This window comes from Solitalea koreensis (genome assembly GCF_900182575.1).
GTDB lineage: Bacteria > Bacteroidota > Bacteroidia > Sphingobacteriales > Sphingobacteriaceae > Solitalea > Solitalea koreensis.
In genome coordinates this window covers 12,674-31,441 of record NZ_FXSZ01000016.1, presented here as the reverse complement: position 1 = coordinate 31,441, position 18,768 = coordinate 12,674, and the positions used below count along the sequence as shown (strand labels likewise).

Below are 18,768 nucleotides of genomic sequence, written 5' to 3'. Positions count from 1 at the left end.
AGAGGCGGTTCTTTTCAAAAAAACAAAGGAAGGCCCTCTGTTAACGTTCTGACGGTACGAAATATTGGGTAAGGTTTTTTTATCGGACAGCAATGATTTTTAAATTATTATTTACTTTAAAGTCTCAGAAGAAATCATACTTTTGCAGCCGATTTGATTTAATGTCAAGGATTAAGGAAGGTGTTTGAAAGTTTCAACGGAATCTATTTCGCTAATTATCAAACACATGTAACATAAGCTGAAAAAAGTTTTAAAAAAAATTAATTCAGGGGGTTACCTTTCTTCAGTTTTGGTATTAATGTCATATTGAATCTTAAAACCCATTAAAAATTTAACAAAATGAAAAAAGTATTTGCTTTAATTTTAACTGCTGGAGTATTCGCAGTTGTTGCTTGTGGTGAAGGTAAAAAAGCTGAAACTGCTACTGATTCTGCTGCTGTTGCTGTTGATTCAGCTGCTACTCAAGTTGATTCAGCTGCTGCTCAAGTTGATTCAGCTGCTACTAAAGTTGATTCATTGAAAAAATAATTATTTTTTCTTTATAAAAAAGCCGCTTTGATAACTCAAAGCGGCTTTTTTTATCCTTTTCACATTCCTTCTATAAATTTTGCTATTATTTTTAGTATTTTTATAAAATGAATGAACAGGACGAAAGCTATTTCAAAAGCCGAGGCGCACAGCTTAATACTCATAATCGTTTCTTAAAACAACAATACGTTACCGAACATATAGAAGGCTTGGATGAACCCTTATTGGAAAATACGGCTACTAAATATTTTGAGGAACATGCTAAAAAAATTGTAAATAAACCAGAGAGTCCTGATTTACCATTTTTGTACTCCATGAATCCCTACCAAGGTTGTGAACATGGCTGTATTTATTGCTATGCAAGAAATACGCACCAGTATTGGGGATTAAGCGCAGGACTGGACTTTGAACGAAAAATCGTTGTAAAACATAACGCTGCCCAATTACTGGAAAAAACTTTTGATAATCCGAAATGGAAAGCTACACCAATTTTACTTTCAGGAAACACTGATTGCTATCAACCGGCAGAGCGTAAGTTTAAAATTACACGCACCATGTTGGAAGTATTGCTTAAATACAGAAATCCTGTTAGCATAATTACCAAAAACAATTTAATACTACGAGATTTAGATCTGTTAACTCAACTTAACGAACTCAATTTAGTACACGTAAACATTACGATTACCTCACTCAATGAATCACTTCGTCAAAAACTAGAACCAAGAACTGTTACCGGAAAAGGTAGATTGCAAACCATTAATACACTTGCATCAAATGATATCCCTGTTAGGGTAATGTTAGCTCCTATCATCCCTGGCTTAAACAGCGCTGAAGTTCCTAAAATAATAGAAGAGGCGGCTAATAATGGAGCTTCGGCAGCAGAATCAACAATTGTACGATTGAATGGTTCCATTGGAGAAATCTTTACAGATTGGATTTATAAGGCATTCCCAGACAAAGCCGAAAAAGTATTACATTTAATTGCCGATTGCCACAGAGGTCATTTAAATGATAGCCGCTGGGGAACTCGTTTGAAAGGTGAAGGTAAAACTGCCGAAGCAATACATAATCTTTTTCATATCTCCGTGAAACGCTTTATGAAAGACAGGCAAATGAAAGAGCTTAACTTGAATGTTTTTAAAAGAGTACAAAAAGGACAGTTAAATTTATTTTAGCACACAAACTTGTTACCATGAAGAAACTTATCATTTATCTAATACTCCTAGGAGTAGTAATTGCCGGAAATTCGGCTGCACAAGAAAAGAAGGTTTCTGAAGGGGTTATGAAAACCTATTTTCTCGTTTTACTGAAAAAAGGACCAATCGGACTAAAGACTCAGTAACTGCGGCAAAAATTCAGGAGGGAGCTCACATAACTGAAATGGAGAAATCAGGCAAACTAAATATTGCCGGCCCGTTTTTGGATGATGGAGATTTAAGAGGTATTTTCATTTTTAATGTTACATCGATAGAAGAAGACAAAGCATTGGTTGATCAAGACCCTGCAGTAAAGTCGGGTCGATTATCAATAGACATTCATCCATGGATGAGCCCAAAAGGAGTATCTTTACAATAAGTTTGGCAATTCGAAACAATCTTCCCAAATTTGCAGCCGCTTATAAATCGGGGAATTCATTTACAAACTGTATGGCAACTAATTTGTTATGTAAATCACAACCCTATTCTTAAGTTACAAACAAGCTTATCCGATTTCGATTAGTAGCGATGCACGTAAAATTTATTTCGACAGAAGAAACATATCCCCTTCGTCATAAAATTTTAAGACCCGAATTAACAAGCGGTGTCTGTTATTTCCCTAAAGATAATGAACCGGGAACTTTTCATTTGGCTACTGTTTACGATGGTCAGATTATTAGTGTTGGAACATTTACCAAATCCAACCTCCCCTTTTTCAGCACACCATCACAATGCCATTTAAAGGGCATGGCAACCTCTGAAGCACATCGCGGTTTAAATGCGGGTAGTATGCTTTTAAAATTCGCTATCGATTACCTGAAAGGGAACAATGTGGAATTACTTTGGTGCAATGCACGAATAACAGCGGTAGGTTTTTATAAAAAATTAGGCTTTACTGAAATCGGTGATACGTTTGAAGTTGAAGGAATCGGTTTGCACAAAACCATGTACATAGAATTGAAAGATTAAAGAGAAATGATCAGATAATGATAAAAGAATAAAGGTTCAGCGGATGCGCTGAACCTTTATTCTTTTCTTAAGTCTTGTGTCTTATAATCCTGTATCTCTTATTGAGCCGGACCTAGTAATTCAGCTAATTTCTCAGCCAATTTTTCGCCACGAAGGTTCTTTCCAATGATAATTCCTTTTGCATCTAAAAGGAATGTAGCAGGAACTGCTTGTACTCCGTACAGGGCAGCAAATTCAGAACTCCAGAATTTCAGATCGGAAACATGGTTCCAGGTCAAATTATCATCAGCAATGGCTTTTTCCCATTTGTCAGCATCTCGATCAAGAGAAACACCAATCACATTAAAGCCTTTTTCATGGTATTGCTGATAAAGTTTAACAACATTAGGATTTTCAGCACGGCAAGGTCCGCACCATGAAGCCCAGAAATCAATCATGGTTATTTTTCCTTTTGAAACTACGTCTTTTAAAGCCAAGTCTTTTCCGTCAGGAGTTTTACCAGTAAACTCAGGTGCAGGTTTCCCAATTGCTGTTTTAGCTAAAACAACTAAGCTTTTATTCAGCTGTTTACCAAATGTACTTTGCTTAACATTAGCTGAAAATTTATCATAAATAGGTTGATAAACAGCTGGATCCAAACCACGAATATTTACCATTACAACGTAGGGTGAAGCATAGGATGCTGGATGGGTTGCTGCAAAATCTTTAACAACATTTTGTTGTTGAACTTGAATTGCATCAGCCTTTTTATTTATTTCATCCATTTTAGCTGTATCGTTTGCTTTTTTTGCTTCTTGAAAAGCTGGATAAAGTGCATTCATTTCATTACCCAATGCTGATAATTTTGAATTTACTGAAGCCAAATCATCTTGCGATTTTGAACCTGTTACCGCTATTTTACCTAATGAATCAACATTTCCTTTAAGCGTTAAATTGTTGTTTTCAACAAAAAACGGAAATCCACCACGCAAGTTTTGTATAACTAAATAATGAAGTTCGGGAGCGGCTACTGATCCAGTTAATTTGAAGGCACCCTTTGAAGCAACAGCCTTACTAATGGTGTCTGTTTTATTGGTTTCTATATTATGTGAGAACAAATAAACATTAGCTCCATCTTGCAGGTTTGCTAGCTGTCCATTAATCACAAATCCTTTTTTGGTTTGAGCATTTGCCGTGTTAAGCATTAATGGTAATGCTAACAAGCATAAAAATTTAAGTTTCATATGTTGTTTGTTTGAGTCAAAAAAATGACCATTTAAAATATAAGGGTTTATTAATTCTTTCCGAGTATAGCTGCGATCTTCTTCTCCAATTCTTCACCACGCAAATTATTGGCTATAATTACACCGTTCTCATCGATAAGTACCGTATGAGGTATAGCTTCCACCTTATAGGCTTTAGCGAGTTGTGAGTCCCAAAACATAAGATCAGAAACATGATTCCAGTTAAGTTGATCATCGGCAATGGCCTTCTTCCATTCTGTTGCGTTCTTATCTAATGAAACGCCTAAAATATTCAGGCCTTTATCGTGATATTTATTGTAAATCCGGACTACGTTAGGGTTTTCAGCACGACATGGTCCACACCATGATGCCCAAAAATCGATGATGGTTAATTTTCCTTTAATCTCACTTAATGAAATATCTTTTCCTTCAGGATTCTTGCCTTTCAATTCCGGAGCTTTCTGACCAACTGCCACGGTAGCTAATTTATCCAATTGAACTTTGAGGTATTTAGCTGCACTATTTTTCTTCACATCTTCAGAAAAGTTTTCATATATCTGATTGTAAATAGAAGGGTCTAACTCATCTGCCGAATTTAGTATCAAGGTAGGCGCTACGAATGAACCTGGGTTCTTTATTGCAAATTCATTAACCTCTTTAATTTGCTTTGCCCTAACACGCTCTAACAAAGCCATTACTGAATCTTTTTGTGCAGATGAAGCTTTGTCGCCTAGTTTTTTATTCGCTTCATCGATAATCTTATTCTGTTCAGCCTGATATTTATTTATAATCTGTTGATTTTGATTTAATTCATCATGAGTTTTAGAACCGGTGACAGTAGCTTGCATCAATTTATCAGCAGATCCGGATAGCTTGATAATACTATTCTCAACAAAAATTGGCTTATACCCCTGAATACCCTCAATCATAAAGACATAAAGTTCAGGAACTTCAACCTTTCCTTGCATTGAAAATTTACCCTTTTCTATTTTCCCTTGAGCTATCGTATCAGGAGCTTCTGATTCATCCCCAAAACTTAATAACAATACCTTTGTTCCCTCCTGAACGCCTTGTACATCGCCTGTAATTTCAAAGCCTTTTTTAGTACAGGCTATACATATACATACTATGCAAAATGCACAAAGTGCTATTATCTTTTTCATATCAAACATTCTAAATTTAAAAGTACTTTTTCTATATACGATAAACGCGAACTGACTTGTAACAGTTTTATGACTTTTTACAATTATCAGATTTATAGAAATTTAAAATTCAATCGTTTATAAAAAACAAAAGCCGTCTCAATTGAAACGGCTTTTGTTTTTGATCTATAAACGATGCTTATTTAAATGCGTAACGAACTGCAAACATAATGTCGTTAGCAATGAATCCGTTATTAATAAAATTGATTTCAGGTTTCCAGTCAACACCAATATTAATAGGCGCACTTCTGAACGTATATTCCAAACCTAATACACCATCAACACCGATAACAGCGCGCGAACGATCATAGTAATAAGAATCATAATACCCATCATAATGACCTCGGAAATAATAATATCCATGATCATAGAAGCTTGCGTGTGCTCCTCCACCTATAAACCAATTAAATCCAGGCTCATTAAATGCATTACCGTGAACTTCATAAAGACCGGCAATATTAACCCCATGCCAGCGCGATGATAAAATACCCTCTAATGCTGCATTTTTCTTAACAAAATGTTTCAAAGTAAGGCCTTGTGAATAATCCCCTAATTTTAGACCGAAACCTGTTTTATAGCTCTGCGCTTTAACTCCTGCCGTACTAAACACTAAAAAAAGAACGAGGATTGTAAAGATTTTCTTCATATAACTGTTTTCAACTATTTTATTCATTAAATTCTATTGACAATAGCCTCCACCCTTAACAGAATGGAAGCCCAAAAATGATTATTTGAATGCGTAACGAACAGATAAGGCAATATCGCCTCCATAAAATCCAGTGTTACCAACAAAGTTGATTTTAGGTTTCCAATCAATGCCGAAATTTATTGGAGCATCATCGAGAGTGTATTCCAAACCAATTATACCATCAACACCAAACTCCGTATTGCTATCATAGTAGTCTTTATATTTATTATTATAACCACCAAGATGAGCACCTCCTCCAATGAACCAATTTAGACTAGGCACATCAAAAGCGTTTCCATGCACTTCATACAATCCGGTAATATTAAAACCATGATTGTAAAAACCCAGAATACCCTCAATGGCTGATTGATCCCCAAGAAAATGCTTTATTGTAATACCGCTAGGAGAGCCTAAACGTAATCCAAGACCCGTGTTGTAATCTTGTGCTTTTGCAGCGAATGAAAATAAAATTGTAAAAAAGGTTAATGTTAATAGTTTTTTCATCTTAAAAATTTGGTTTGACGAGTCCAAAAATGACAATTTAAATGCCAAGCAACAAATAAATTCATGTGACAACAACTTCATATGGATATTCAACGGGAATAACACTAATTAAACGACTCACTATTAACACCTTAATAATTTAACGATTTATCATTTTCAGTTACCAAAATGAGTGAAGTTTCTTTGATTTTCATTCCGAATAACGTGCTTATGCAGTACCTCATGTGGGGAATAATATACCCAAAGTAGCAATTAAATTGTTGAAAGCTTTATTTGTTTTGCTAAATATTTAACATGAAACTAGCGGTTTGTAATTTTTGAATATGAGAGTTTTGCACACAGCCGACTGGCATCTTGGTAAACGACTGGATAATTTTTCACGACACACTGAACAAGTGGAGGTTATGAAAGAAATCTGTGAAATTGCAGAACGTGAAAATGTGGACGCGGTACTGATTGCCGGAGACTTGTTTGATACCTTCAACCCTCCAACGGAGTCGGTTGAACTATTTTATAAGACAATTAAACGTTTATCGGCAAACGGGAAAAGACCGGTTATTGCGATTGCCGGTAATCATGATTCCCCAGATCGCATTGAAGCACCTGATCCCTTGGCGCGTGAATGTGGAATTCTCTTTGCCGGTTTCCCGAATTCAATAATTGCTCCTTTTAAACTTGAATCAGGATTGGAAGTATTGAAATCAGCGGAAGGATTTATTGAACTTAAATTACCTGATCAATCTACACCGCTTCGATTAATCCTTACTCCTTATGCCAATGAGTTCAGGCTTAAACAGTTTCTAGGTACAGAAAATCAAGAAGAAGAACTGCGCAGTGTTCTGGAGAAAAAATGGAAAACCCTGGCCGATGAACATTGTAATGATCAGGGTGTGAACATGCTGATGGCGCATTTATATTTTGCAAAACGTGGAGAAGAATTACCTGAAGAACCGGAAGATGAAAAATCAATTCTATCGGTTGGTAATGCGCAGGTCATTTATTCAGATGCCATCCCTGAACAAATTCAGTATGTAGCGCTGGGACACTTACATCGTAAGCAACGGATTGATAAGCATCCTTGTCCCATCATATACAGTAGCAGCCCGATTGCTTATAGTTTTGGGGAGACGAATCAACAGAAATATGTTTTAATTATTGAAGCAGAAGCCGGAAAGCCGGTAACTATACGCGAAACCGACATTCGTCAGGGAAAAAAACTGTTACGAAAGAGTTGTAAAAATGTATCTGAGGCTGTTGAATGGTTAAGTGAAAATACCGAAGCTTTGGTTGAGCTTACCATGCATACCAACACTTTTCTTACCGGAGATGAGCGCCGACAATTAAATGCTGCCCATCCCAATATTATCGGAATCATTCCAATTGTAAATACTGATTCGATACAAGAAAGAAGCACAAAACAAATCAATTTGGATCAAAACATTGAAGAGCTGTTTAAAGATTATTTCCAATCAAAAAACGGACAGCATCCCAATGATGAACTGATCAGCTTATTTAAGGAACTACTTTAAAAGGTAGTCCATGGATTGTCGAATAAAAAAACATGAACTATGGACTGCCGACTAAAAACCAGCAACTAAAATGATCCCAGTATCACTCAAAATAAAAGGCCTCTACTCCTACCAGGATGAACAATGTATCGATTTCAGCAAATTAACTGAAGCGCATATTTTTGGATTTTTTGGCTCGGTAGGCAGTGGTAAGTCATCGATTCTTGAAGCCATCACCTTCGCATTGTATGGTATAACCGATCGCTTAAATGAACGAGGCGATGAGCGTAGTTACAATATGCTCAACCTGCGTTCAAATGAATTGTTGATTGATTTTGAGTTTAAAACAGGATCAGAAGAAAACTTATATCGATTTGTTGCTACCTCAAAACGACGCAAACGATTTGACGATGTCACCTCTATAGAACGTAAAGCTTATCAGTTCACTAAAAACGAATGGCAGCCGCTGGAATCGGTAGATGCTGAAAAAATCATAGGATTAAGCTATGAAAATTTTAAACGCACCATTATAATCCCACAAGGTAAGTTTCAGGAGTTTTTACAGCTATCGTCAACTGAACGTACCCGAATGCTGAAGGAACTATTTTATTTAGATAAGTTCGAATTTAGTGACAAGGTTGCCGCTTTACTTAGCGAAGCCAAAACCAAACTGACCGACCTGCAGGCTCGCATTGATATGCTTGGAACTATTTCGCCAGAAACTATTCAAGTGATCGAAGCTGAATTGGCTGAAATGCAATCGCAAAGCAAACGCTATGAAACTAACCTTAAAGGTTTAGCAGAACAGGAAAATGCTTTTCTGCAATTAAAAAAACTAACAACGGCTATTAAAGAGCAAACTGCTCAACTTAACCGACTACAAGAGCAGGCAGCGCATTTCAAACAGAAAAAGGAAAAGCTTGAAATCTATGAATATTGCTTTACTACTTATAAACCGCTTTTCGAACGTAAGACAGAGCTGCTTACTTTTATTAATAAGCAAGAAAACAAGTTAAATGAAAGCAAGGTTAGGATTCATCAGTTTGAGCAAGAATTAGAAAAGAAGTACATTGATGAAAATCGAATTAAACAACTCCTTGCTGACAGAGAAATTCAATTTAAAAAAGCGAATGAATTATTAACGGTTGCTGATGTTCTCACTAAAATAGCCGACCTCGAAAAAGTAAAAAAATCAAATAACGACGGTTCGGTGCTTGTCGAAAAAAAGGAGCACGAGTGCGAACTGCTTCGATCGACGATAAACAATTTAAAACAAAAGCGACAAGAGTATAAGAAAAAGCAACCTGACCATACAGCATTATTGCAATTGAATGATTGGTTTAATGCAAACCTTCAGTTTCAAAAAAATGGTACTGAAATCAATGGAAAAATCAGCTTAAGAAAGCAACAAATTGCTTCATTAGAAAGTTCATTTGCTGAAAAGCTAGCTGTTGAAAACTGTACGGATTTACAATTAAATCAGAACGGAAATTCAGTTAAAAAGCAATTGGAAAGTTCTATTTCCCTTTTAGAAAACAATCAACAAATCTTAAACGAAGAACATACGCATCTGCTGGCCTTCCATAAACTGGGAGATTTTGCCATGTCATTACAGCATGGAGAAGCTTGTCCGCTTTGTGGATCATTAGAACACCTTCACCAGTTTGAAACCGGTAACAATGCTGAAAAACTTCAGCATGTACAAGAGCAGCTTGCTGCAATCGCTTTAAAGCTAAAATCACTGAATTATCTACATACGGAGTTCAATCAACTTAATACCACGATTCAATTTATAAGTACTGATCTGGATCATCTTTCAACTGAACTCGAAAAACACAATCAAGTAGTTGCTGATCATCATGCTTTATTTAAGTGGAATAATTACGACAAAAATGATCCTTCAAAAGTTCAGCAAGAAATACAGCAATGGAATGAGTTAAAACAGCAAATCGATGGGCTGGATGAACAAATCAACAAAGCGGAAAACGATGAACAGGAACAATTAAAAACGCTTGAAAAATGGAAAGAGCGACTTCAGGAAGTAAAAGCTAAAAACAACGAATTAGAGGGAGCTATTGCCGCGCTGAGTACTCAACTGGAGTTATTACGTGTAAATGATTTTATAAATGACAATCCGCCTCAACTAAGAAATGAGTCTGCTTTAATAAAAGAGAAAATTGCTTCAGCTGAACAGGAGATGGTACAACTGAAATTAAATATCGATGAAATTGCACAGCAATTAAATCAAACAAAAGGCAATCTTTCGGCCGATCAGGAACAACTACATCAACAGCAACACTTACTTCAGAATTTAAACCAACAGATTAAACAACTACTGGAAAATGAAGTTCAGCTTTCTGAACTTACTATTATTGAAACGCTTAACAACAGACTGGATGTGGCCTTTGAACGAAAGGCAATAAACGAATACAATCTGCAATTGAATGCTTCGGAAGAAGTGCTGACAAAATTGAAACAACAAGCCGGTGATAAAGAATACAATGAAAGCGATCATCAGGAAATAATTAACAGGATAAATGGCATCAATCTGCAATTAGAAGAGCTGAACCGATCAATTGGGGCAAAAGCAGAGCAGTGCGATCAGTTAAAACAAAATCTGCTAGAGCTAACACGACTGACTATCGAAAATGAAAAGCTAAGCAAGCGTAAAGAAAATTTAGACACTTTATCTAAGTTATTCCGGTCAAGTGGTTTTGTGCAATATATTTCAGGGGTTTACTTGCAGAATCTTTGTGAAGCTGCCAATGATCGTTTCCATAAGCTTACCCGTCAGCAGCTGAGTTTGGAAATTCGGGAAGATAATTCATTTGCGATTCGGGACTTCTTAAATAATGGGCAACTGCGACATGTAAAAACACTTTCCGGTGGGCAAACCTTTCAGGCCGCATTATCTCTTGCTTTAGCATTAGCCGATAATATTCAGCAACTCACTCACTCTAGCGAAAACTTCTTTTTCCTGGATGAAGGCTTTGGTTCTTTAGATAAAGAATCATTACAGGTAGTTTTTGATACGCTTAAATCCTTACGAAAAGAAAACCGAATGGTTGGAGTTATATCACATGTGGAGGAAATGCAACAGGAAATTGAAGTTTATCTTAAGATTATCAACGATCCTGAAAAAGGCAGCCGGATTACCAAAAGCTGGGAGAATTGAAACTTAACATATGCGACTCCCAATCATCGGAGGTATTAAATCAATTTGAGCGAATTCGTGTCCGTCAAGGATCCTTCGTGCCTCAGGATGACAAGGAGTAACAAAACGCAGAGATCCTTCGTGCCTCAGGATGACAAGGAGTAACAAAACGCAGAGATCCTTCGTGCCTCAGGATGACAAGAGTAGGTAAGCAAGCAAGTGAATAATCAACTACTCTTCTTTTTCTTAAAATTATTCGGTTTTCTTCTTTTTACCGGCTTAAATTTCTTAGGGCTATAGGCAGGTGTGACTCCTAACTGTTCGGGTACGATTCCTTTGGGAACGGGGTGGCCCAATAACTCCTCGATCGTTAAAAACTTATTTTGTTCCCGTTCTTCAATCAGGGTGTATGCAATACCATCTGATTCGGCACGAGCGGTACGACCAATGCGATGAATGTAATCTTCGCCATCGTTAGGAACATCGTAATTGATCACCAAATCAATATCTTCAATATCAATTCCTCTGGCTAATATATCAGTGGCTACCAGAATGTTAAGTTTTCTATTTTTAAAACTAGAAATTACCTCCTCCCTCTTTTCCTGTTCCAAATCCGAATGCATTTCTTCAATGGAAAATTTTGCTTTCTTCAAGGATAAAGTGAGTTGTTTTACATGATTTTTGCGCGAACAGAAAATGATAACACTTCTAAAATTATGATGTTGAAGCAGGTGTTTTACCAGCTCCAGTTTTTGGGTTTCATATACTACAAACGCTTCTTGTTTAATCTTTTCTGCAGGTTTTGAAATGGAAATATTGATTTCTTCCGGATGATGCAAAATCTTCCTGGCCAGCTCCCTGATTTTCATAGGCATAGTGGCCGAAAACAGTAGGTTTTGTCTTTTTTCAGGTAGATAGGATTTGATCTTCATGATGTCGTCATAAAAGCCCATGTCGAGCATACGGTCTGCCTCATCAAGAATCAAATATTTTAAGCTTTTAATTTGCACATAGCCCAAATTCAAATGACTCAGCATTCTACCTGGAGTACAAATAACAATATCTGCACCTTTGGATAGGGCTTTTTTTTCACGGGTGAATGATTCACCATCACCTCCTCCATAAACTGCTATGGAACTTATGGAGGTAAAATAAGAGAGTCCGTCGAGGTTTTGAGCAATTTGAATAGCCAGTTCACGCGTAGGAACAATCACCAAAGCATGAATGTGCTCATCTTCATGAGCTGCAATAATTTTATGAACAATGGGGAGTAAATAAGCAGCGGTTTTTCCTGTACCCGTTTGCGCCGACGCAATGATATCTTTTCCGGCTAAAATAGAAGGGATTACTTGTTCTTGTACCGGAGTAGCATTTTGGTAACCTATTGCCTCGATACCTTCCAACAGGCGTGAATCAAGACCTAATTCTTTAAAATTCAAAATATGATAAAGTTATTGTTTGAGCTGGCACGACCAGTTTTCGTAAAGATAAAAAAAGATTAACGATTAAAGCGGAAAGTAGAAAATGGAAATTGGTGAATTATGAATGATGGATGTTGAACTGCGCCTCTGCGTGGGAAAAGCGAAAAGTAAAAAGATGAAAGTGGGAATGTTGAATTATGAATGGTGAACTCTCTTGGGAAAAGTAAAAAGATGAACGAGCAAAGAAAAATTTCTGCGAACGCTGCGCCTCTGCATGAAATAATCACCAGAAGCGCAGGACGTAATTTTTAAAAACCTAAAGCACCTAAACCCGGAATATTCGGCATAATGGCCTGCATTTCGGCGGCCATGATTTTATCAGCTTGCTCAAGTGCCCGGTTGATGGCCACCGTGATTAATTCTTCCACTTCTTCCCGGTCGCGAACGTTAAATACACTTGAATTAATTTTAACATCCAGCACTTTACGATTACCATTACAGGTAACTACAACAGCGCCATTTTCCACTTCGCCGGTAACAGAAATTGTTTCCAGGCGTTTTTTAATTTCTTCAGCTTTTTGCTTAGCTTCAAATAATTTATCGAACATAATTTAAGTATTGAGCATCGAGATATGTGAATGAGACATGAGATAAGTTTTCTCCCATCTAAATCCCCTATCTCAAATCAAATTTAAGGCTTTTTCTAAATCGGCAATCAAATCTTCTACATCTTCCACCCCAACGCTTAATCGGATTAAGGTATCCGTCACTCCGCTTTTCAAGCGTTCTTCGCGCGGAATAGAAGCATGCGTCATTGATGCCGGATGACCAATCAACGATTCAACACCACCCAGCGATTCGGCCAATGAAAACAAGTGGGTTCCGCTTAATACCTTCATAGCATCTTCCATATGATCACCCTTTAATGAAAAAGACATCATACCTCCAAAATCTCTCATTTGTTGTTTTGCAATGGCGTGATTAGGATGATCAGCGAAACCAGGCCAGTATACTTTATCCACTTTAGGATGATTTCTTAGGAAATGGGCAATTACAGCACCGTTTTCACAGTGACGCTGCATGCGCAAGTGCAAGGTTTTAATACCACGCAGCACTAAAAAGGAATCCTGAGGACCGGGTGTTGCACCACAGGCATTTTGAAAAAATGCAATTCGCTCAGCCAGTTTATCATCGTTCACCACCAATGCTCCCATCACCACATCCGAATGGCCGGCCATGTATTTAGTTAAGGAATGCATCACAATGTCAGCTCCTAAATCCATTGGCGTTTGCAGGTACGGAGAAGCGAACGTATTATCAACCCCTAACAAAATGTTGTGTTTTTTCGCAATGGCTGCCACCCCGGCAATATCAATAATTTTTAAGGTCGGATTGGTTGGCGTTTCAATCCAGATTAATTTGGTATGTGCAGTGACGTAGTTCTCTATATTGGCTACATCTTCCATTCCGATGAAATGGAACTTAAGACCATAATTCTGAAAAACCTTTGTGAATATCCGGTAGGTGCCACCGTACAAATCATTCGTACAAATAATCTCATCTCCCGGACTAAATAATTTGATTAAGGTATCAATAGCCCCCATTCCACTGCTAAAACAAAACCCATGCTTGGCATTTTCAAGGGCAGCAATATTGGCTTGTAATTGCGAACGTGTTGGATTTTGGGTACGCGCATACTCGTAGCCCTTGTGCTTTCCAGGTGCTTCCTGTACAAACGTAGACGTTTGGAAGATGGGTGTCATAATTGCACCCGTAGAAGGATCAGGAAAAACGCCTGCGTGAATTGCTTTAGTTCCGAATTTCATATTACGATTTATACTAAACTGTTGTGCGATTTAATGATTGAATTGTCACGCTGAGTGGAGTCGAAGTGTTTTGCAGCGTGCCTTCGACTCCACTCAGGATGACTACATTATTAACTGAATGCAAAAGAAAGAAAAACTATTAATTATACCCAACATCTAATTTTTCAGACTCTATACAAATATATTAGAAAAAGATCTTAAGCGAACCAAAAGACCATTTACACTAACTAATTGATTTACAGTTACAAAACTTTAACAAAAGCAGAAAAATTATCATTATTGTAACGATTTTATTTCACATTCGTTAAACTATTTACAAATCATAATGTCATAACCAACAAATTAACTATCAATTAACTCTCAATTAACTAAAATCACCATGAAACTAATCTCAAGTAAAACTTTTATTGCCGCCGGATTAATTGCATTAACCTTTGCTGCTTGTAAGAAAGATGAGTTCAAACCCTCTTCTACTGAAACTGTAAGCATTGCAGCTGAAAATGCTACTGCTGAAGATGTAACCACTGATGGTTTTAATGAGCTAAATGTAGCCGCCCAAACTAATTTAGAAAGTGGTTTATCCATGGCTTCTGCAAGCTCAGTCGCAACAGAAACCGTTACACCGGGACAGGAATGCTATGTATGGTCGGTAACTAGAGCTAACACCAACAATGGTTTTCCAAAAACTGTGACTTTAGATTTTGGAGCCGGATGCACTAAAGAGAATATTACCCGTAAAGGAAAAATCACTGCTGTTTACAACGCCCCTTTCTATACCCCGGGTGCTACTGTTACCATTACATTTGATAATTACAGTGTAAATGACATCGTGATCAATGGTACAAAAAAAGTAACCAATGTTACCCAACAAGGTGGCAACTTCAAATTCGAGGTAAAAGTTGAAAAAATAATGGTAAAAGACACCGTTGAAGCGACTTGGAGTTCAACCCGTATTTATGAATTGGTTCGTAATACCGCTAACTGGAAAGAAAGCTATTTTAAAATTACAGGAAGTGCTAATGGCGTAAATAAGAAAGGTCATGCATACACTGCTACTATTAAAGAGCCTTTAATTAAGTATTTTAATTGCCCATGCGTTTCAAAAGGTACAATTGAAGTGAAAGCCGGTGATAAAACTGCAATGATTGATTTTGGAACCGGTGTATGTGACAGAACTGCTACCGTTACCATAGGAGATAAAACAGTTGAAATAAAAATTAAACACTAAAAAAGTTTAATGAGCCTGTGATTTAACTTCATTAAGCTCTAAGTTTAAAAGTTACAAGAAATGCGCGTTTCATCCAACGCGCATTTCTTGTATAGTATTGATTATAAATTAATTGCTAGTTTTTTTTACCTCGTTAAACGCTGCAACAAACAATTAGTCATATCACCCAAAACCACCAACTATGAAACTTATCTCGACCAATGTATTAGTAATGATGAGCTTAATCGCATTTACTATCTCATCATGCAAAAAAGATAACAACGCTGCTCCTTCATTTGATGAAACAGTAGCCACTGAAATCCAAACTTCTGATGATGTAACATTAGATATGTTTGACCAGGTAAAAATCGTAACGAACAATTATCCCGTTTTAAATGGAGAATCAACTTCAACCGTTGCTACAGAAACAGTATTAAAACCATCAAGCTGTGCAGTAGTAACCGGTACAGAGGGAAACACCTGGCCTAAAACGGTCACCATCGACTTTGGAGCAGGCTGTACAAATGATAAGGATGTAACCCATAAAGGCAAAATTTCAGCTGTCTTTAGCAAACCTTGGACAGAAATTGGCGCTACAGTAACACTTACTTTTGAAAATTTCTTTGTTGATAGTGTACAATTAGACGGAACTAAAACATTCACTAATAATGGGGTAAACATACCTGAAGGTACTTACAGCTACTCTGTAAAAGCTAACAGAGTTAAAATTACCGATAAAGGAACTGCAACCTGGAGTAGCGAAAGAACCGTTACCTGGAATACCCATATGACCCCATTCGATCCATTTGATGACAGTTATTCAGTTCAAGGCTGGATAAAGGGTACCACTAAAAGAGGCATTGAATACGACGCAACTACAACCAAAGATTTGGTAAAAAATGTTAGCTGCCGTTGGATTAGTAAGGGAGCAGTTGAAATTAAAGCTAACAATAGAGTTGCAACCATCGATTATGGAAATGGCGAATGTGATAATGATGCTTTGTTAATCATTAATGGCCATTCAAAAGCAATAAAGATTCGCAGAGGTAAATAGATGGCCTTAAACTAAAAGGTCGTCTAAAAAGGTTTTTTTTGGTCACAGGCTGATAATTGCGCTGATTCAAAAGTTGCACACGCAACCTATTAAACAAAAATTGAAATAGTTGTAGCCCTGGATTAAAAACTAAGGCTACAACTATTTTTCAGACAACCTCTTTTTATTAGAAGGAGATTATTTATTCTTGAAGATATCGATGATCAAATTCGATAATTCAACTCCAATTCGTTCCTGCGCTTCATTGGTTGAAGCTCCAATGTGAGGAGTCAATGAAATTCTTGGATGCTTCAACAATGCTTCAGCAGGTTTTGGCTCATTCTCAAAAACGTCCAATCCTGCAAAGCCTAATTTTCCATTTTCAAGAGCTGCAAGCAATGCCTGCTCATCAACCACTCCGCCACGAGAAGCATTTACCAATGCTGCTCCTTTTTTCATCAGCTCAAATTCTGCTGCACCGATTTCAGGTTTTTCTACTGCAGGTGTATGAACGCTAATAAAATCACTGTTTTTTAACAGTTCTTCTTTTGTGGCCGTTTTAACAGTAACTTTCACTTTAGAAGCACCGGGAAAAGATAATTCTACCTCAGGGTTAAATGAATAAAGATCATAGGCTAACACTTCCATACCTAATCCTAATGCGGTTTTAGCCACTTCACGCCCAATGCGACCGAAACCAAGAATACCGATAGTTTTACCTCTCAATTCAATACCTTTTGCATACGCTTTCTTAAGGTCATTGAATTTTGTATCCCCTTCAACAGGCATTTTACGGTTAGCATCCTGCAAAAAGCGGCAACCTGTAAACAGGTGTGCGAAGACTAACTCTGCAACAGAAAGTGAAGAAGCTGCCGGTGTATTCACCACTGCTAATCCTTTACTGAGGGCATAGTCAACATCAATATTATCCATACCTACTCCACCACGTCCAATTAGTTTTAAGTTAGGGCAAGCATCAATTAATTCCTTACGAACTTTAGTCGCTGAGCGAACGGTTATAGCATCGTATTCATTTAATCGTGATGCTAATTGTTCTTGCGGAATATTTTGTGTATCAACACTAAAACCTGCTTTTTCAAGCAATTCTTTCCCTATCGGGTCAATGCCGTCATTGGCTAATATTTTAATCATAGTTTAGGTAATCGTTTTTGCGTTAATATAAATAAAGTAGGAATGGAATGAGATTAAATTCTATTTCATACTTAATTCTGGCTTTGAACTTCCAATTTTTTCAAAATCTTGCATGGCTTTAACCAGATGTTCAACACTTGAAAGCGGTAAGGCATTATAAATAGATGCGCGGAAACCACCTACACTTCTATGCCCCTTTAATCCAACGCAATCTCGTTCTTTAGCAAAATTCAGGAATTCCTTTTCTTGTTCAGGGGAATTCATCACGAAGCAAACATTCATGCGTGAGCGATCTTCAACAGCACAAGTTCCTTTAAACAATGTATTACGATCAATTTCGGCGTATAACTTAGCAGCCTTTTCATTATTGATCTTTTCCATGGCCTTGATTCCACCTTGTGCTTTTACCCAACGCAAGGTCAACATAGAAACATACACTGCAAATACCGGAGGCGTATTGTACATAGAGCCATTTTCAATATGCAACTTATAGTTGAACATGGAAGGAATAGCGCGTTCGACAGTTCCCACTAAATCATTTCGAACAATGACTAAGGCTACACCTGCCGGCCCCATGTTTTTTTGAGCACCTGCATAGATCAATCCGAATTTATTTGCATCAAATTCACGGCTGAAAATATCAGACGACATATCACTTACCAAAGGAACAGGAGATTCCGGGAATTGATGGATTTGCGTTCCATAAATGGTATTATTAGATGTAACATGAAAATACCTGGCATCTTTAGGAATTTCATAATCCTTAGGAATAAACGTATAGTTTGATTCCTTAGAGGAAGCGACAACATTCACTTTTCCGAAGAACTTCGCTTCTTTAATAGCTTTATTAGCCCAAGTACCCGAATCAAGATAAGCCGCAGTTTCATTTTCACCTAAGAGATTGTAAGGAAGCATTGCAAATTGACTACTTGCGCCTCCATGCAAAAACATAACGGAATAGTTGTCACCAAGATTTAGCAACTCTTTAACCAAAGCACGTGCTTCATCCATCACTGCTTCAAAATCAGGGCTTCGATGGGAAATTTCCAAGATCGATAAACCACTGTTGTTAAAATTTATTACAGCCTGTGCGGCTTCTTGTAATACTTGTTGCGGTAAAATACCTGGGCCGGCTCCAAAATTATGTTTCATAAAAA

18 protein-coding genes are annotated in these 18,768 nt (G+C 37.2%); 9 read left to right on the top strand and 9 right to left on the bottom strand.

From position 1 onward, the window contains the following. The first annotated feature begins 339 nt into the window (after positions 1–339). The 5 genes from FN756_RS14230 (at position 340) to FN756_RS14215 (ending at position 2,693) form a co-directional block, all read left to right on the top strand. Positions 340–528 (top strand): hypothetical protein, encoded by a 189-nt coding sequence (locus tag FN756_RS14230; protein ID WP_142604783.1) that lies wholly within the window; start codon positions 340–342, stop codon positions 526–528. A 107-nt stretch (positions 529–635) separates the two neighbouring features. After that, positions 636–1,703 (top strand): PA0069 family radical SAM protein, encoded by a 1,068-nt coding sequence (locus FN756_RS14225; protein ID WP_185955305.1) that lies wholly within the window; start codon positions 636–638, stop codon positions 1,701–1,703. Positions 1,704–1,720: 17 nt separating this feature from the next. After that, a complete protein-coding gene (locus FN756_RS14535; protein ID WP_185955304.1) occupies positions 1,721–1,870 on the top strand; it encodes a hypothetical protein in 150 nt (49 codons plus the stop codon). A gap of 38 nt (positions 1,871–1,908) precedes the next feature. Then, positions 1,909–2,103: a YciI family protein gene (locus FN756_RS14220; protein WP_142604782.1), complete on the top strand. Its 195-nt coding sequence runs from the start codon at positions 1,909–1,911 to the stop codon at positions 2,101–2,103. A 149-nt stretch (positions 2,104–2,252) separates the two neighbouring features. Then, positions 2,253–2,693 (top strand): GNAT family N-acetyltransferase, encoded by a 441-nt coding sequence (locus tag FN756_RS14215; protein WP_142604781.1) that lies wholly within the window; start codon positions 2,253–2,255, stop codon positions 2,691–2,693. A gap of 98 nt (positions 2,694–2,791) precedes the next feature. Here FN756_RS14215 and FN756_RS14210 read toward each other — a convergent pair whose 3' ends face one another. The 4 genes from FN756_RS14210 to FN756_RS14195 form a co-directional block, all read right to left on the bottom strand. Further along, positions 2,792–3,916: a TlpA disulfide reductase family protein gene (locus FN756_RS14210; RefSeq protein ID WP_142604780.1), complete on the bottom strand. Its 1,125-nt coding sequence runs from the start codon at positions 3,914–3,916 to the stop codon at positions 2,792–2,794. A gap of 50 nt (positions 3,917–3,966) precedes the next feature. After that, entirely contained in the window at positions 3,967–5,079 is a 1,113-nt protein-coding gene (locus FN756_RS14205) for a TlpA disulfide reductase family protein (RefSeq protein WP_185955303.1), read from the bottom strand. 178 nt (positions 5,080–5,257) lie between these two features. Further along, positions 5,258–5,764, bottom strand: coding sequence for a hypothetical protein (locus FN756_RS14200; RefSeq protein ID WP_221929071.1), 507 nt, complete (start codon positions 5,762–5,764; stop codon positions 5,258–5,260). An 81-nt stretch (positions 5,765–5,845) separates the two neighbouring features. Further along, entirely contained in the window at positions 5,846–6,310 is a 465-nt protein-coding gene (locus tag FN756_RS14195) for a hypothetical protein (RefSeq protein WP_142604777.1), read from the bottom strand. A gap of 323 nt (positions 6,311–6,633) precedes the next feature. Between FN756_RS14195 and FN756_RS14190 the strand changes: the two genes are divergently transcribed. Beyond that, entirely contained in the window at positions 6,634–7,839 is a 1,206-nt protein-coding gene (locus FN756_RS14190; protein WP_142604776.1) for a metallophosphoesterase family protein, read from the top strand. 70 nt (positions 7,840–7,909) lie between these two features. Then, positions 7,910–10,993, top strand: coding sequence for an AAA family ATPase (locus tag FN756_RS14185; RefSeq protein ID WP_142604775.1), 3,084 nt, complete (start codon positions 7,910–7,912; stop codon positions 10,991–10,993). Between the two features lie 206 nt (positions 10,994–11,199). Here FN756_RS14185 and FN756_RS14180 read toward each other — a convergent pair whose 3' ends face one another. The 3 genes from FN756_RS14180 to FN756_RS14170 all read right to left on the bottom strand — a co-directional run bounded on the left by FN756_RS14180 (position 11,200) and on the right by FN756_RS14170 (position 14,219). Then, on the bottom strand, positions 11,200–12,411 hold the full coding sequence (locus tag FN756_RS14180; RefSeq protein WP_142604774.1) for a DEAD/DEAH box helicase: 1,212 nt from the start codon (positions 12,409–12,411) through the stop codon (positions 11,200–11,202). Between the two features lie 290 nt (positions 12,412–12,701). Continuing rightward, positions 12,702–13,001 carry a YbaB/EbfC family nucleoid-associated protein gene (locus FN756_RS14175; protein ID WP_142604773.1) on the bottom strand — a complete coding sequence of 100 codons (300 nt, stop codon included), beginning with the start codon at positions 12,999–13,001 and terminating at the stop codon, positions 12,702–12,704. 72 nt (positions 13,002–13,073) lie between these two features. Continuing rightward, on the bottom strand, positions 13,074–14,219 hold the full coding sequence (locus tag FN756_RS14170; protein WP_142604772.1) for a cystathionine gamma-synthase: 1,146 nt from the start codon (positions 14,217–14,219) through the stop codon (positions 13,074–13,076). A gap of 379 nt (positions 14,220–14,598) precedes the next feature. On the opposite strand from FN756_RS14170, the gene FN756_RS14165 reads away from it, so the two are divergent. Together FN756_RS14165 and FN756_RS14160 are read left to right on the top strand one after the other, a co-directional pair. Further along, the gene (locus FN756_RS14165) at positions 14,599–15,447 is read left to right on the top strand and encodes a hypothetical protein (RefSeq protein WP_142604771.1); all 849 of its coding nucleotides are present in this window, start codon (positions 14,599–14,601) and stop codon (positions 15,445–15,447) included. 181 nt (positions 15,448–15,628) lie between these two features. Continuing rightward, the gene (locus FN756_RS14160; protein WP_142604770.1) at positions 15,629–16,480 is read left to right on the top strand and encodes a hypothetical protein; all 852 of its coding nucleotides are present in this window, start codon (positions 15,629–15,631) and stop codon (positions 16,478–16,480) included. A gap of 177 nt (positions 16,481–16,657) precedes the next feature. Here the strand turns inward: FN756_RS14160 and FN756_RS14155 are convergent, their stop codons facing one another. Beyond that, positions 16,658–17,611, bottom strand: a complete 954-nt coding sequence (locus FN756_RS14155) for a D-2-hydroxyacid dehydrogenase (protein WP_185955302.1) — start codon at positions 17,609–17,611, stop codon at positions 16,658–16,660. A 60-nt stretch (positions 17,612–17,671) separates the two neighbouring features. Next, the gene (gene serC / locus FN756_RS14150) at positions 17,672–18,763 is read right to left on the bottom strand and encodes a 3-phosphoserine/phosphohydroxythreonine transaminase (RefSeq protein ID WP_142604769.1); all 1,092 of its coding nucleotides are present in this window, start codon (positions 18,761–18,763) and stop codon (positions 17,672–17,674) included. Positions 18,764–18,768: the final 5 nt, after the last annotated feature.

Bases quoted from the DNA above. Each gene is read 5' to 3' on its own strand.
- FN756_RS14230 (WP_142604783.1), top strand. From the start codon at position 340: ATGAAAAAAGTATTTGCTTTAATTTTAACTGCTGGAGTATTCGCAGTT.
- FN756_RS14225 (WP_185955305.1), top strand. From the start codon at position 636: ATGAATGAACAGGACGAAAGCTATTTCAAAAGCCGAGGCGCACAGCTT.
- FN756_RS14535 (WP_185955304.1), top strand. From the start codon at position 1,721: ATGAAGAAACTTATCATTTATCTAATACTCCTAGGAGTAGTAATTGCC.
- FN756_RS14220 (WP_142604782.1), top strand. From the start codon at position 1,909: ATGGAGAAATCAGGCAAACTAAATATTGCCGGCCCGTTTTTGGATGAT.
- FN756_RS14215 (WP_142604781.1), top strand. From the start codon at position 2,253: ATGCACGTAAAATTTATTTCGACAGAAGAAACATATCCCCTTCGTCAT.
- FN756_RS14210 (WP_142604780.1), bottom strand. From the start codon at position 3,916: ATGAAACTTAAATTTTTATGCTTGTTAGCATTACCATTAATGCTTAAC.
- FN756_RS14205 (WP_185955303.1), bottom strand. From the start codon at position 5,079: ATGAAAAAGATAATAGCACTTTGTGCATTTTGCATAGTATGTATATGT.
- FN756_RS14200 (WP_221929071.1), bottom strand. From the start codon at position 5,764: ATGAAGAAAATCTTTACAATCCTCGTTCTTTTTTTAGTGTTTAGTACG.
- FN756_RS14195 (WP_142604777.1), bottom strand. From the start codon at position 6,310: ATGAAAAAACTATTAACATTAACCTTTTTTACAATTTTATTTTCATTC.
- FN756_RS14190 (WP_142604776.1), top strand. From the start codon at position 6,634: ATGAGAGTTTTGCACACAGCCGACTGGCATCTTGGTAAACGACTGGAT.
- FN756_RS14185 (WP_142604775.1), top strand. From the start codon at position 7,910: ATGATCCCAGTATCACTCAAAATAAAAGGCCTCTACTCCTACCAGGAT.
- FN756_RS14175 (WP_142604773.1), bottom strand. From the start codon at position 13,001: ATGTTCGATAAATTATTTGAAGCTAAGCAAAAAGCTGAAGAAATTAAA.
- FN756_RS14170 (WP_142604772.1), bottom strand. From the start codon at position 14,219: ATGAAATTCGGAACTAAAGCAATTCACGCAGGCGTTTTTCCTGATCCT.
- FN756_RS14165 (WP_142604771.1), top strand. From the start codon at position 14,599: ATGAAACTAATCTCAAGTAAAACTTTTATTGCCGCCGGATTAATTGCA.
- FN756_RS14160 (WP_142604770.1), top strand. From the start codon at position 15,629: ATGAAACTTATCTCGACCAATGTATTAGTAATGATGAGCTTAATCGCA.
- FN756_RS14155 (WP_185955302.1), bottom strand. From the start codon at position 17,611: ATGATTAAAATATTAGCCAATGACGGCATTGACCCGATAGGGAAAGAA.
- serC (WP_142604769.1), bottom strand. From the start codon at position 18,763: ATGAAACATAATTTTGGAGCCGGCCCAGGTATTTTACCGCAACAAGTA.